Annotated in this window: 13 protein-coding genes; 8 read left to right on the forward strand and 5 right to left on the reverse strand. The window is 66.2% G+C overall.

The genetic code is table 11. The features are described 5' to 3' along the window. The first annotated feature begins 16 nt into the window (after positions 1-16). Genes ASD94_RS01210 through ASD94_RS01220 form a run of 3 tightly spaced genes read left to right on the forward strand, consistent with a single transcriptional unit; the run spans position 17 to position 2085 of the window. Complete coding sequence (locus ASD94_RS01210) at positions 17-1009, forward strand: phosphatidate cytidylyltransferase (RefSeq protein WP_056637421.1); 993 nt, start codon at positions 17-19, stop codon at positions 1007-1009. 58 nt (positions 1010-1067) lie between these two features. Further along, positions 1068-1616, forward strand: a complete 549-nt coding sequence (gene ruvC, locus ASD94_RS01215; protein ID WP_056637423.1) for a crossover junction endodeoxyribonuclease RuvC — start codon at positions 1068-1070, stop codon at positions 1614-1616. A 43-nt stretch (positions 1617-1659) separates the two neighbouring features. Further along, positions 1660-2085, forward strand: coding sequence for a hypothetical protein (locus tag ASD94_RS01220; RefSeq protein ID WP_156391306.1), 426 nt, complete (start codon positions 1660-1662; stop codon positions 2083-2085). Positions 2086-2157: 72 nt separating this feature from the next. Here the strand turns inward: ASD94_RS01220 and ASD94_RS01225 are convergent, their stop codons facing one another. Next, positions 2158-2643, reverse strand: a complete 486-nt coding sequence (locus ASD94_RS01225) for a CZB domain-containing protein (RefSeq protein WP_015015652.1) — start codon at positions 2641-2643, stop codon at positions 2158-2160. A 204-nt stretch (positions 2644-2847) separates the two neighbouring features. Between ASD94_RS01225 and ASD94_RS01230 the strand changes: the two genes are divergently transcribed. Further along, positions 2848-3876 carry an LLM class flavin-dependent oxidoreductase gene (locus tag ASD94_RS01230; RefSeq protein ID WP_056637429.1) on the forward strand — a complete coding sequence of 343 codons (1029 nt, stop codon included), beginning with the start codon at positions 2848-2850 and terminating at the stop codon, positions 3874-3876. Between the two features lie 15 nt (positions 3877-3891). Here the strand turns inward: ASD94_RS01230 and ASD94_RS01235 are convergent, their stop codons facing one another. Then, on the reverse strand, positions 3892-4641 hold the full coding sequence (locus ASD94_RS01235) for an SDR family NAD(P)-dependent oxidoreductase (protein WP_056637430.1): 750 nt from the start codon (positions 4639-4641) through the stop codon (positions 3892-3894). Between the two features lie 241 nt (positions 4642-4882). Here ASD94_RS01235 and gspF point away from each other — a divergent pair, with 241 nt between their 5' ends. The 3 genes from gspF (at position 4883) to ASD94_RS01250 (ending at position 7673) form a co-directional block, all read left to right on the forward strand. Next, a complete protein-coding gene (gene gspF / locus ASD94_RS01240) occupies positions 4883-6115 on the forward strand; it encodes a type II secretion system inner membrane protein GspF (protein ID WP_056637432.1) in 1233 nt (410 codons plus the stop codon). A gap of 4 nt (positions 6116-6119) precedes the next feature. Further along, positions 6120-7052: a 5'-nucleotidase gene (locus tag ASD94_RS01245; protein WP_056637435.1), complete on the forward strand. Its 933-nt coding sequence runs from the start codon at positions 6120-6122 to the stop codon at positions 7050-7052. A gap of 204 nt (positions 7053-7256) precedes the next feature. Continuing rightward, entirely contained in the window at positions 7257-7673 is a 417-nt protein-coding gene (locus tag ASD94_RS01250; RefSeq protein WP_056637436.1) for an EF-hand domain-containing protein, read from the forward strand. Between the two features lie 294 nt (positions 7674-7967). On the opposite strand, the gene ASD94_RS01255 is transcribed toward ASD94_RS01250, so the two are convergent. The 3 genes from ASD94_RS01255 to ASD94_RS01265 all read right to left on the reverse strand — a co-directional run bounded on the left by ASD94_RS01255 (position 7968) and on the right by ASD94_RS01265 (position 11658). Then, positions 7968-8399, reverse strand: a complete 432-nt coding sequence (locus ASD94_RS01255) for a hypothetical protein (protein WP_056637437.1) — start codon at positions 8397-8399, stop codon at positions 7968-7970. Positions 8400-8832: 433 nt separating this feature from the next. Continuing rightward, positions 8833-9330: a DUF1854 domain-containing protein gene (locus ASD94_RS01260; RefSeq protein ID WP_056637665.1), complete on the reverse strand. Its 498-nt coding sequence runs from the start codon at positions 9328-9330 to the stop codon at positions 8833-8835. A gap of 21 nt (positions 9331-9351) precedes the next feature. Further along, positions 9352-11658, reverse strand: a complete 2307-nt coding sequence (locus ASD94_RS01265) for an ABC transporter ATP-binding protein (RefSeq protein ID WP_056637439.1) — start codon at positions 11656-11658, stop codon at positions 9352-9354. Between the two features lie 237 nt (positions 11659-11895). Between ASD94_RS01265 and cphA the strand changes: the two genes are divergently transcribed. Further along, a complete protein-coding gene (cphA, locus tag ASD94_RS01270; RefSeq protein ID WP_056637441.1) occupies positions 11896-14103 on the forward strand; it encodes a cyanophycin synthetase in 2208 nt (735 codons plus the stop codon). The last annotated feature ends 93 nt before the right edge of the window (positions 14104-14196 follow it).

The raw sequence follows: 14196 nt of genomic DNA on the forward strand, positions 1-14196 counted from the left end.
GCGGGAGCGCGCTGACATGAACCAATTTCTGCGCAACCTCACCGCCACCCAGCAGATCGGGGCCTTGTTCCTGGTCGTGTTCGGCATCCTGTCCATCGTCACCGTGTGGGCCTTTGTGCGCAACCTGCGCGAGCACGCCAGCGACGACCCCGAAGCCGAAGCCCAGGCCCTGGAGGCCAAGCGGTTCTGGGGGCTGCTGAAGACCTCCTGGGTCATGGCCACCGTGTTCTGGGTGGGCTGGGTGCTGGGCGAGACGGTGGCCACCGTGCTGTTTGCCATCGTGGGCTTTTTTGCGCTGCGCGAGTTCATCACTTTGTCACCCACGCGCCGGGGCGACCACCGCAGCCTGGTGCTGGCGTTCTTTGTGGTGCTGCCCCTGCAGTTCTGGCTGGTGGGCAGCAAGCACTTCGACCTGTTCACGGTGTTCATCCCCGTGTATGTGTTCCTGGCGCTGCCGGTGGTCAGTGCCCTGGCCAATGACCCCCAGCGGTTTCTTGAGCGCAATGCCAAGCTGCAGTGGGGCATCATGGTCTGCGTGTACGGCATGAGCCACGTGCCTGCGTTGCTGCTGCTGGACTTTCCAGGCTACCGCGACAAGGGCGCGTTTCTGGTGTTCTTCCTGGTGTTTGTGGTGCAGACGTGCATGCTGGTGCAGCACCTGCTGGGACGGCGCTTTCCGCACAAGCCGGTGGCACCGCAGGTGAGCCAGAGCTTTCAGTGGACGAGCTGGCTGGCCGGCGTGGCCGCCGGCGGCCTCGCGGGCGGGCTGCTCACCTTCATCACCCCCTTCAAGCCCGGCCAGGCGCTCGGCATGGCCCTGCTGGCCTGCGTGGCGGGTAGCCTGGGGCACCTGGTGATGAAGGCGTTGAAGCGCGACCGCGGCATCACCAGCTGGGGCATGCAGGGCATGTCCGTCACGGGTGCGGGTGGCCTGCTCGACCGCGTGGATGCCCTGTGTTTTGCAGCGCCCGTGTTCTTCCATTCGGCACGCTGGTACTTCGGTTTGTAGAAGAATCGGCCGATAGCGCTAGTCCCCATTGCCCCAATAGCTATAAAAACGAGAGCAAATGCGCATCCTTGGTATTGACCCCGGCCTGCAGACTACCGGCTTCGGCGTGGTGGACATGGACGGCCACCAACTCAGCTACGTGGCCAGCGGCACCATCCGCACCACCACCCTCGCGCTGGGCGATCTGCCCGGACGCCTCAAAATTCTGTTCGACGGCATCACCGAGGTCGCAGCCCGCTACCAACCCGATGTGGCCTCGGTCGAAATCGTGTTCGTCAACGTCAACCCCCAGTCCACCCTGCTGCTGGGCCAGGCACGCGGCGCCGCCATCACCGCCCTGGTAGCCAGCAACCTGCCCGTGGCCGAATACACCGCGCTGCAGATGAAAAAAGCCGTCGTCGGCCACGGCCGCGCCGCCAAAAGCCAGGTGCAGGAAATGGTGCGGCGGCTACTACAGCTGCCAGGCCTGCCGGGCACGGATGCGGCCGACGGCCTGGGCATGGCCATCACCCATGCGCATGCCGGGGCGGCCATGGGCCGCTTGGGCGAAGCTGCTACCCTGAACCGCCGTCAGCATGCCATGTACAAGGATGGGCGCAGCTATTGAGCACCCCTCTGCGCGCGCCCCAACAACCCACCTCAGCCCGGCCATGAGCGCCTCCGCCCCTCCTCCCACCCCAGCCGTGCTCTCCACGCCGGATGATCGGCCGGCATTCCTGTTCGTGAAAATCCCGGCCACCCGGCACACCGTGGACCCGCTGCACCAACGCGAAGACCGGATTGACCAGGCTCTGCGCGCCCGGGGAGTCGGCATGGTGATCGGCTGGGGCGACTCGCTGGGCGCAGCGCGCACGGACGGCAAGCGCATCGCGGAATTCATCCGCATCGACATCACCGCCCCGGTACTGGACCATGCGCGGGTAGCGCTGCACGCCTTGCTGCCCGAACTGGACGCACCCATGGGTACGCAGATTCACTACACGCTGGATGGACAACACCGCATGGATGTAGCCACCGAACTCGGGTGGCAATTGGCTGTGCCCCCGCCCGCCACGGAGCCGCCCGGCGGACGATAGGCGGTAGGCCACGGGCCGGGCCGCTAGAACGTGGTTACGCTCTGAGGGCGGCGTCTCCAGCATCTGCAGGGCTTACCGCCCCAATCCGCGCTTGAGCTCCTTGAGCAGCAACAGCACCTGGTTGGACGCGTGGCGGCAGCTGCCGTTGAGCAGCTGCGCCGCCTTGGGCTGGTCGCCCGACTGGAAGGCCGTCACCACATCGGCCGCCTGCTGGTGAAAGTATTTATGCCGAGCCACCAGCATGTCGAACGCGGGGTAGTGCCCCAGGCGCACCCGGCCTGTGCCGTAGAGCCAGCGGCCCAGGTCACAGCGGTCGTCCTGGCAGATGCGCTCGGGCCGCATGACTTCGTCGGAGCGGCCGTTGACCATGTCCTGCAGCTGCAGGCGCCAGCGCTCGTGGCTCGCGATGGCAGCGTCGATGTCGATCTCGGTCATGAGCGTGGCCGCGTATTCAGCGTCCAGCACCAATTCACTGCCGTTGTCTTCCATAGCCCAGGTGGTCTCGGGGCTGGTGGGGTCCTGCTCCCGGATCTTGAACAAGCGGCTGAAAAAACCCATGCGTCATCCCTTTTGCACGACTGGTCCGCGCAGCGCAGGATGGCAGCCAGCGCGGAAATGTCTTGAAACATTTTGTGGTGACTCCACCGTTTTGGCTACCAAAAAATGACCGCTGGGTAAAAACGGGCGCGGGCAACCCTGCTGTCACTGCCAGCTCTGCGCCCACCCCCTGCGCAAAAGCTGCGGGCACCGGACAATCTGCGCATGACTTCCATTCCCAGCCGCCCCGCCCTGTCCATGCTTGACCTGGTTGCCGTCCGCGAAGGCGGCACCGTGGCCGACGCGCTGCAGATTGCACTGCGCACCGCCCAGCATGCCGAAAAATTGGGCTTTGCCCGCTACTGGCTGGCCGAGCACCACAACATGGCGGGCATTGCCAGCTCCGCCACCGCCGTGCTGGTGGGCCACATTGCCGGCGGCACCTCGCGCATCCGCGTAGGGTCGGGCGGCGTGATGCTGCCCAACCACGCCCCGCTGGTGGTGGCCGAGGCCTTTGGCACGCTGGCCGAGCTGTACCCCGGCCGCATCGACCTGGGGCTGGGCCGTGCGCCGGGCACCGACCCCACCACCATGCGAGCGCTGCGCCGCAATCGGGTGGAGACCGAAGAAGACTTTCCGCGCGACGTGGCCGAGCTGCAGCGCCTGCTGGCCCCTGCCGAACCCGGCCAGCGCCTGATTGCCATGCCCGGCGCGGGCACCAATGTGCCGATCTGGTTGCTGGGCTCCAGCCTGTTTTCGGCCCAGCTGGCAGCCGAGCGCGGTCTGCCGTATGCCTTTGCCTCGCACTTTGCGCCGCGCCTGCTGCACCAGGCCATCGACCTGTACCGCAATCTGTACCGTCCCTCGGCCGCCTGGCCCAAGCCCTATGTGGCGATTGGCGTGCCGTTGATCGCAGCCCCGACGGACGAAGAGGCCGACTACCTGGCCAGCAGCACCTACCAGCGCGTGCTGGGCATCTTGACGGGCGACCGCCGCCGCCTGCTCCCGCCCATCGAAGGCTACGCTGCGCGCCTGCAACCGCAGGAGCGTGCAGCGATTGGCGACTTTCTGGCCGCAGCCGTGATTGGCGGGCCGGACACGGTGCGTGCGGGGCTGGCACGCTTGAGCGAAGCCACCGGCGCCGACGAGCTGATGCTGGTGAGCGACGTGTACGACCCTGCGCTGCGCTTGCGCTCGCTGGACATCGCTGCCCGGGCGCACGCCACGCTCGGCCAAGCCGCCACCCCGGCCTGAGCGCCTGTTCGCGCTTCAGCGCGCGAGGTAACCGCCATCCACCGGGTAATACGCCCCGGTCACGAACGACGCCTTGCTGGACGCCAGCCAGGTCACCAGCTCGGCCACCTCCTCGGGCTGCCCCAGGCGGCCGATGGGGTGGGCGCTGACCAGCATGGCGTTGATGCCGGCGTCCTGCTCCAGCCCGCTGATCATGGGCGTGTGGATGAAGGCGGGCCCCACGGCGTTGATGCGGACACCCTGGGCGCTGTATTCCAACGCCGCAGCCTTGGTGAGGCCCAACACACCGTGTTTCGCGGCGGAGTAGGCAGGCGACGTGGCGAACCCGACGGCGCCGAGGATCGATGCCATGTTGATGATGGAGCCGCCACCGTTCTTCAGCATCGCGGCGATCTGGTACTTCATGCCGTAGAACACGCCCGACAGGTTGATGTTGATGACCTGCGCCCAGCCGTCCAGCGGGTAGTCGGCCGTCGGCGCCTGCGGGCCGCCGATGCCCGCGTTGTTGCAGGCCACGTCCAGGCGGCCGTAGTGGGCGACGGTGCGCTGCACCAGCGCCTCGCAGTCCCCGGGCTTGCCCACATCAGCCGCCACAAAGATCGCATCGCCCCCGGCCGCGCGCACCAGCGCGGCGGTTTCCTCGCCTGCCTGCACATTCACGTCGGACACCACCACCTTGGCACCTTCGCGCGCCCACACCAGCGCAATGGCGCGCCCGATGCCCGACGACGCGCCCGTTACCAATGCCACCTTGTTCTTCAGCATGAAAGACCCCTTGTTCGTTCAAAACGCCTGCAACCCGATGCCACAGATCACTTTTTATTCTGCGCGCGCAGTGCGTCAGCACCTTGACCTGCGTCATGCCCCAGGCAAGGGTGCAGGCGGGCAGCGCTTGGCCTTGGGTAGCGGCTACCATCAGGGGCTGCGGGGCCCGCGGCGGATGTCTGTCCGTTGTTGGACCGCCTGATTTCCAAGCTGACGCCCCACCACCCACGCCCGCATCTGCATGCCTGCTTTTTCCTTTGAAGCCCTGGACGCCCAAGGCCAGACCCGCAAAGGCCTCCTGGAGGCCGACACCGCCAAGGCCGCACGCAGCCTGCTGCGGGCCCAGGCGCTGGTGCCACTGGCAGTGGAGATGGTGCAAACGGGTCAGTCGCTGGACGGCCGGTCTGCCAGCCTGGGCCAGCGCCTGTTCACCCGGCCGGTATTCAGTGCGACCGGGCTGGCCATCTGGACCCGGCAGATCGCCGGGCTGGTGTCGTCGGGCCTGCCGCTGGAGCGCGCGCTCACCGCGTTGTCCGAAGAAGCCGACGACGAACGCCAGCGCCACCTGGTCGCCGCGCTGCGCGCCGAGGTCAACGCGGGCGCCACCTTTGCCCGCGCGCTGTCGCAGCACCCGCGCGAGTTCTCTGACATCTACTGCGCCGTGATCGGTGCGGGCGAGCACAGCGGCAACCTGGGCCTGGTGCTGGAGCGCCTGGCCGACGACCTGGAAGAGCGCCAGGCGCTCAAGGCCAAGCTGGTGGGCGCCGCGCTGTACCCGGCCATCGTGACCCTGGTGGCCATCGTGATCGTGCTGTTCCTGGTGGGCTATGTGGTGCCGCAGGTGGCCAGCGTGTTTGCAGGCACCAAGCGTGCGCTGCCGTTCCTGACGGTGGCTATGCTGGGCCTGAGCGCCTTTGTGCGCAGCTATGGTTGGGTGATGCTGATCGCTTTCATTTTGATGGCACTTGGAACAAGATGGGCGCTCACTATCGACCATATTCGCGAGAAATTCGATGCCGCCTGGCTCAATCTGCCCCTGGTGGGCAAGCTGGCGCGCGGTTACAACGCAGCACGGTTTGCCGGCACGCTGGCCATGCTGGCGGGCGCCGGGGTGCCGATCCTGAAGGCCTTGCAGGCCGCAGCCGAAACGCTGAACAACCGCGCGCTGCGTGCCGACGCACTCGACGCGCTGGTGCTGGTGCGCGAAGGTGCTCCACTGGCGTCAGCCCTCGCGCAGAAAAAACGCTTTCCGGGCTTGCTGTCGATGTTTGCGCGCCTGGGCGAGCAGACCGGGCAACTGCCGGTGATGCTGCAGCGTGCGGCCCGCCAGCTCTCGGCCGAGGTGCAGCGCCGCGCCATGGCGCTGGCCACCATCCTGGAACCCCTGCTCATCGTGAGCATGGGCCTGATCGTGATGCTGATCGTGCTGGCCGTGCTGCTGCCGATCATCCAGCTCAACCAGTTTGTGAAGTGACCTTATGGCTGTAACGCTCGACGACAAGCTGGTGGTGGCCATCTCCTCGCGCGCGCTGTTCAATTTTGAGGAAGAGAACCGCGTCTTCGAGCACGACAACGACCGCGCCTACGTGGACTTGCAGCGCCAGCGGCTCGACGTGCCCGCAGCGCCGGGCGTGGCGTTTTCGCTGGTGCGCAAGCTGCTCGCGTTCAACACCTCCGAGCACCAGCGCGTGGAGGTGGTGCTGCTGTCGCGCAATGACCCGGTGAGCGGCATGCGCGTGTTCCGCTCCTGCCATGCCCATGGGCTGCCGACCATCCAGCGCGGTGTATTCACCCAGGGGCGCGACCCGTTTCGCTACCTGCGCCCGCTGGGCGCGCACCTGTTCCTGTCCGCCAACGAAGCCGATGTGCGCGAGGCCCTGCACCTGGGCTACCCCGCAGCGCGGGTGGTGACGGAGTCGGTGCAGGCCGGCGACGCCAACCCCAACGAAGTGCGAATTGCCTTTGACGGCGACGCGGTGCTGTTCTCCGATGAAGCCGAGCGCGTGTACCAGGCGGAAGGGCTGGCCGCCTTCCAGCAGCATGAGACCGACAAGGCCGAGCAGCCCCTGCCCGACGGCCCGTTCAAACCCCTGCTGGCCGCCTTGCATCGCCTGCAGTCGGCGGGCGAAGCCGGTGGCACCGGCATGCGCATCCGCACCGCGCTCGTCACCGCCCGCAGTGCCCCCGCGCACGAGCGCGCCATCCGCACGCTGATGGACTGGAACATTGCGGTGGACGAGGCCATGTTTCTGGGCGGCCTGCCCAAAGGCGAGTTTCTGCGCGAGTTCGAGCCCGATTTCTTCTTTGACGACCAGACCGGCCACGTCACCTCGGCAGCGCGCCATGTGCCTGCGGGCCATGTGAACAGCGGCATCTCCAATCCGGCACGGGTCGCGGGGCCTGACCGCTGAAGTCCCGGCTACGGGGTGGGTTGCAGTGGCAGCCGCTGCTATGCGGCGCCCATGCCCTGCGAAAAGTTCTGCAAAGTCTTGCAACGCGTGGTGAAACCCTGCAAAGCCCCAGTTGCAAACCGCCGCCATCGCCCCTCATGTGCCACCATGGACGCTGAGACTTCGAAGGAGAACCCCTTGCGTATTCGCACTCACAGGGCATCCATGGGACTGCAACGATCCGTCCTGGCGACGGTGGCCCTGTTGGCAGCCTGTGCAGCACTGGCACAAACACCCTCGCCTTCACCCGTGCCCGCTTCTGCCGCTCAGGCGGAGACCCATGCCGCCACAGAGCCGGCGGCGGTGAGCCCGGGCGAACTAAAGGCCCAGCGTGAATTCAAGATGCTGGACTTCAACGACGACGGCAAGCTCAGCCGCTCCGAAGTGAAACTGTTTCCGCGCCTGGCGGCGGCCTTCGACGAGGCCGATACTGACGGCGATGGCTTTGTGTCGTATGCAGAAGTGCGCGCCTTCGCCGCCAAGTACCGCGCCGAGCGCGATCGCCAGCGTGCTGCAGCGCAAGCGGCGGCCACACCCGCAGCTCCCACGGCACCGCCCCCAGCGCCAGAGGCCCGCCCTTGAGAAACGGCATTGGCAGGTTAGCAGGCTGTCAGGCCTGAAAGTCAGAAAAATGAGCCGAATCGGCTTGAAGCGCCAGTGGAATATGCGCCAACAGCTATTTATTTAATAGCAAGACTGCCGTATGAATCTGGGAGATGCCGCCAGTCTCCATACACCGCGCACGCCCCCGCAAACGACAGGCGGCGCCTTTGCTCCGCAATCCACCGCTGCGCAATGCCATCAAGACCCGCACCGGGCCTGCCACTGCGCGAAATAAAGCCTCTTCACGGCCGGCAGCCCGGCTGCGCCTGCTGCTCAGGCACCGCCGGTGCGCTTGACCTTGGGGTCGGTGTAGGTCAGCGGCTCGTTCTTGACCTGCTGGGCCAGGCGCTCCTGCAGGGTCATCTTGTTGACGTCCTGCGCCACCTCCACCGCGCTGCCGCTGGCGCGCCACATCGACTGGATGAACTCCAGCAGCTGCTTGTAGATAGGCTCTTTGGGAGGCTCCGGCGGCTCCTCGACGGTGTCTTTCTTTTTGACCGCCGTCCAGTCCCGGTTGGGCGCCTCGGGCGCCGAGGGTTTGTCCGGCTCGCGCACGATCGCCCCCTCGCCCATCCTGTCCATGGACTCGACAGGATTGGGAGCGTTGATGGGACGCACCGGAGGCGCACCCGAGGCACCAGTGGAATACAAATCAGCGCCCGGAGGACGCCAGGACGGCGATCGATCGACAGGTGGCATTTGCATGACATTGGCCCGTAGTTGAACAAAAGGTAAGAGGGTCTTTTGGCCTCTTCGTACATTCATTACGGCAAAAAGAAGGGTGAATTTAGGTCTTTTTCACCGATTGAACGAAATTTAGGGTTTTCCCTAGAAAAACCCACCCTCCTGAAGCCACCCAGCGCCTCACAGGCCACATGAAGGTGCCCAATAGCCATCCGAAATAGGTTTGAAAGGGGTGCTGGGCGCGTGCAGGACCGCAACAGCGCCACGCCATCGGGAGACAGCGCGATCTACAGATCGTCACCCGTTGGGTGTGAACGGGCAGGAAGGTGCACGGCGTGGGCCGTGCACAAGGGAGGTGCGAGAGGGGCGCGCCAGTCCCCCTTTCCCCTCCAGGCCGCAAGACGGGGCCCGGGCCACCGAGCGAGCGGAACCGGTCAGACCCCGCCGCTACCCATCAAAGAAAGCGCTCGAGCAAGCGGCGCGAATGCTTGTCCAGCACCGTGGTGTCTTTGACCCGGAACTGCAAGCCGTCCCCCCCGGCAATCAGCAACCGGGTGCGTCCGCCCAGGCGGCGGATGTCCTCTTCGGCCTTGAGCACGAGGCGCGCCGGGCCTCGGTCAGTCTCAACATCCCAGGTGCTGGGCGTTGAAAAACTCGAAACGGCAAGGATTTTCTGGATAGTGGGCACAAACTCGCGCACTTCCAGCTCTTCTTCAATGAGCTGCCGGGCGGGGCCCGTCACAGCCTCCAGCCGGGGAACCCACAGCAGTTCATGGCCGTCAGCGCCCACCAGGGAGAGCCCCTCGCCCGGTGCGGCAATGGGAAAGGCCCGCACGGGGGTCACGCCCTCATGGGCTGTGCCGTCGGCCAGGGTCAGGACCAGGCGGCCGTGCGGGTTGCGCACCAGTTGAAAAGCAGCAGTGGACGACGACGGGGTCAGGGAAGCATTCATGGCAGGGTCGCTCACAGCGTCTCAGGGGTTGCCGGCGGGGTGGGCCGGGTGCAGCAGGCTGCTGTCGATGATGACGCCCGCCGCCTGCGCGTCTTCTTCAGCGCGGCGGGCCTGGGCTTCGTACAGCCGCCAGTAGGCGCCCTGCTTTTCCATCAGCTCGTCGTGCGGGCCCACTTCCACCACCTCGCCCCGGTCCATCACCACCAGGCGGTCGGCCTTGCGCAGGGTGGACAGGCGGTGGGCAATCGCAATGGTGGTGCGGCCTTGCACCAGGTTGTCGAGCGCCTTCTGGATTTCCTTTTCGGTCTCGGTATCCACGGCCGAGGTGGCTTCGTCCAGGATCAGGATGCGCGGGTCGATCAGCAGCGCGCGGGCGATGCTGATGCGCTGACGCTCGCCGCCCGACAGGCCCTGGCCGCGCTCGCCCACCAGCGAGTCGTAGCCGTGCGGCAGGCGCAGGATGAACTCGTGCGCGTGCGCGGCGCGGGCGGCGGCCACGATTTCTTCGCGCGTGGCCTCGGGCTTGCCGTAGGCGATGTTCTCAGCAATGGTGCCAAAGAACAGGAAGGGCTCTTGCAGCACCAGACCGATGTGGCGGCGGTAGTCGGCCACCGCAAAGCGGCGGATGTCGATGCCATCGACCTGGATGGAGCCATCGCTCACGTCATAAAAGCGGCTGATCAGGTTGACCAGCGTGCTCTTGCCCGAGCCGCTGTGGCCCACCAGGCCGATCATCTCGCCGGGGCGGATGTCCAGATCCAGCCCCTTGATGACCGCGCGGCTCCCATAGCGGAAGCCCACGCCCTGCATGCTGATGGCGCCCAACACCTTGTCCACCTTCACCGGCTGCGCGGGGTCCGGCACGTTGCTCACATGGTCGAGGATGTCAAAAATCCGCTTGGCGCCCGCAGCCGCCTTCTGGGTGACCGAGACGATGCGGCTCATGGAGTCGAGCCGGCTGTAGAAGCGCCCGATGTAGGCAATGAAGGCCGTAAGCACACCCACCGTGATCTGGTTGCGCGACACCAGCCAGATGCCGAAGGCCCAGACCACCAGCAGGCCAATTTCGGTCAGCAGCGACACCGTGGGCGTGAACAGGCTCCAGGTCTTGTTGAGCTTGTCGTTCACTTCCAGGTTGTGCTGGTTGGCGTCACGGAAACGCTGGGCTTCGCGCTTCTCTTGCGCAAAGGCCTTCACCACGCGGATGCCGGGGATGGTGTCGGCCAGCACGTTGGTCACCTCGGACCACACCCGGTCGATCTTTTCAAAGCCGGTGCGCAAGCGGTCACGCACGGTGTGGATCATCCAGCCAATGAAGGGCAGCGGCACCAGCGTGACCAATGCCAGCCACGGATTGATGGAGAACAGGATGGCCGCCGTCATGCAGATCATGAGCACGTCGGTCACGAAATCCAGCGCATGCAACGACAGGAACACGTTGATGCGGTCGGTCTCCGACCCGATGCGTGCCATCAGGTCGCCGGTGCGCTTGCCGCCAAAGTAGTCCAGCGACAGGCGCAGCAGATGCTCGTACGTGGTGGTGCGCAGGTCGGCGCCAATGCGCTCGGACACCAGCGCCAATATGTAAGTGCGCGCCCACGACAGGCCCCAGGCAGCCAAGGCGGAAGCCAGCAGACCACTCAAGTACAGCAACACCAGGCCAGGCTCGATCTGCTTGCCGTTCTGGAACGGAATCAGGATGTCGTCCATCAGCGGGATGGTGAGGTAGGGTGGCACCAGCGTGGCGGCGGTGGAGGCCAGCGTCAGCGCAAAACCGGCCGCCAGCTGTTTGCGGTAGGGCCGCGCAAAACGCCACAGACGCAGCAGCACCCAGGTGGACGTCTGGGGGGGCTGGGCGCGGGCACAGGCGGGGCACTCCTCGGTGTCCGGCGGCAGCGGCGTGTGGCAGGTGGGGCAGACAGGCTCTTCTGCCTCGTCCTCGGCACCGCTGTCGCCCCGGGCGCTTTGCTGCTCAAACCGCTGCACCAAGCGCAGCGCCTGCGCATGGTGCGCCAGGGTAAAGCGCCACTGGGCCAGGCGCTCGTCGGGGTTGTGCAACTCCAGCGAGCCCACTCCGCCGTGGTCATGCAGCTTGAGAGCCAACCCCTCACCCAGAGGCCAGCTGCGCCAGACCGTGGTGCCGGGCTCGCAGGCCAGCAGCCGCTCGGACGTCACCACCACCCAACCCGCCGCAAAGCGCAGCGTGGCGCTCAGGTCAACCGGCAAAGCCGCCAACACGTTCTCTTTGGAAGCGAGCATGGCCCGCAAATCGGCTCCCACGGGGCCAGAAAAGACACCTGAGGCGTCCACAGAATGGTGATGTTGCATTTTTGGTTGGGTTTTCCGCCACCGGCTGCCTGCGGTGGCTGCTCTCGCGAAAGCAGGAATTCTCACCGATACTGCACGCCACGGTGCGACGGCATCCTCCTGTAACGTCTGTGGCAGCTATTTGGCTGACACTGCGCACAGGCCCCGGACTGGCGCACAATCATCGTCCACAAAATTCCCTTTCGTCCCCCTACCGCACAGCCCTCACCAAGGCCGGAACCACAACCGCTGCAATCCATGGCGAAACTCAACGACATCCAACTGCTTCGCATCAACTATCTGCGGGGCCCCAATATCTGGACCTACCGGCCGGTCCTGGAAGTCTGGCTGGACCTGGGCGAACTGGAGGACTATCCCTCCAACACCATCCCAGGCTTCAATGACCGCCTAACGGCCTGGCTGCCCGCGCTGATCGAACACCACTGCGGCGTGGGCGAGCGCGGTGGCTTCCTGCAGCGCCTGCAAGAGGGCACCTGGTGCGGCCATGTGCTGGAGCACATCGTGATCGAGCTGCTCAACCTGTCGGGCATGCCCACGGGTTTCGGCCAGACGCGCAGCACCAGCCAGCGCGGCGTGTACCGCATGGTGTTTCGCGCCCGTGACGAAAGCGTGGCGCGCGTGGCGCTGGCCCAGGGCCACGCGCTCATCATGGCGGCCGTCAACGACGAGCCCTTTGACGTACAGGCCGCCGTGGCGCGCGTGCGCACCGAGGTGGACGACCAGTACCTCGGCCCCAGCACCGCCTGCATCGTCACCGCCGCCACCGACCGGGGCATCCCGCACATCCGCCTGAACGACGGCAATCTGGTGCAGCTGGGCTATGGCGCCCGCCAGCGCCGCATCTGGACGGCCGAGACCGAATACACCAGCGCGATTGCCGAAGGCATCGCCAGCGACAAGGACCTGACCAAGGGCCTGCTCAAGTCCTGCGGCGTGCCCATCCCCGAAGGTCAGGTGGTCAACAGCCCGGCAGAAGCCTGGGAAGCAGCACAGGACATCGGCCTGCCCGTGGTCGTCAAGCCCTCGGACGGCAACCATGGCCGGGGCGTGACGCTGGACCTGCGCAAGCAGGAAGACATCGAGGCGGCCTACCACGTGGCCTACCCCGAGGGCAGCGACGTGATGGTCGAGCGATTCATCCCCGGCGACGAACACCGCGTGCTGGTGGTGGGCGGCAAGGTGGTGGCTGCCGCACGCGGCGAGCTGGTCACCATCACCGGCAACGGCCGCTCCACCGTCAAGGAACTCATCGACGCCCAGCTCAACTCCGACCCCCGCCGGGGCTACGAAGAAGAGTACCCGCTCGAAATCATCGACCTGGCCACAGACACCAAGGTGCAGCTGGAGCTCAAGCGACAGGACCTCGAAGCCGACTCGGTGCCCGCAGCCGGTCGGCAGGTGGTGGTGCAGCGCAACGGCAACGTGGCCGTGGACTGCACCGACGATGTGCACCCCGAAGTGGCCTACATCGCCCAGCTCGCCGCCAAGGTGGTCGGCCTGGACATCGCCGGCATCGACATGGTGGCGCGCGACATCTCCAAGCCCCTGCATGCACAGGGCGGCGCCATTGTCGAAGTCAACGCAGGGCCTGGCCTCTTGATGCACCTGAAGCCCGCCGTGGGCGCGCCGCGCCCTGTGGGCCAGGCGATTGCAGAGCACCTGTTCCCCTCTGACGCCGACGACGAAGGCCCCGCAGGCCGCATCCCCCTGGTGGGCGTGGCAGGCACGCGTAACACCGCCACCATCTCGCGCGTGGTGGCCTGGCTGCTGCACCTGAGCGGCCACCACACCGGACTGGCCTGCCGTGATGGACTCTTTTTGGACCGCCGCCTTGTGGAAGCCACCGACTGCGCCCACTGGGAAGCCGCACACCGCCTGCTGATGAACAAGATGGTGCAGGCCGCCGTGATCGAAAGCGACGCCCGCACCATCCTGCGCGATGGTCTGGCCTACGACCGCTGCCAGGTGGGCGTGGTCACCGACATGGATGGCGTGGAAACGCTGGCCGAGTTTGACGTGCACGAGCAGGACCAGATGACCAAGGTGATGCGCACCCAGGTGGATGTGGTGCTGGCCGAAGGCGCTGCCGTGCTCAACGCCGCCATCCCGCAGGTGGCCGACCTCGCCCCGCTGTCTGATGGCGATGTAGTGCTGTATGCGCAGGACGGCACGCTGCCCGTGATCGTCGAGCACCGCGCCAAGGACAACGGCCGCGCTGTCTTCATCAAGAACGGCCGCGTGGTGCTGGCCACGGGGAGTGCCGAGCACGTGCTGGGTGCCCTGTCCGACCTGACCTTTGGCCGCAATGCCGTGGTGCCCGACACCGACGCCCTGCTGGCCGCCATCGGCACGGCCTGGGCGTTGGACATCGCGCCCGACCTGATCGGCGCGGGCATCAAGACCTTCGAGCCCGAGCTGGTCCCCACCGCCGCCTTGCGGTCGTGATGGCTCCTCGCGCATCTGCCCTTGTTTGTTGTTTCACCCCACATCCCACGACCTGAACAGGGCCCCTGTGCCCTGATGGACCACTGAAAGAGA

Source organism: Acidovorax sp. Root70, assembly GCF_001428225.1.
Taxonomy (GTDB): domain Bacteria; phylum Pseudomonadota; class Gammaproteobacteria; order Burkholderiales; family Burkholderiaceae_C; genus Acidovorax.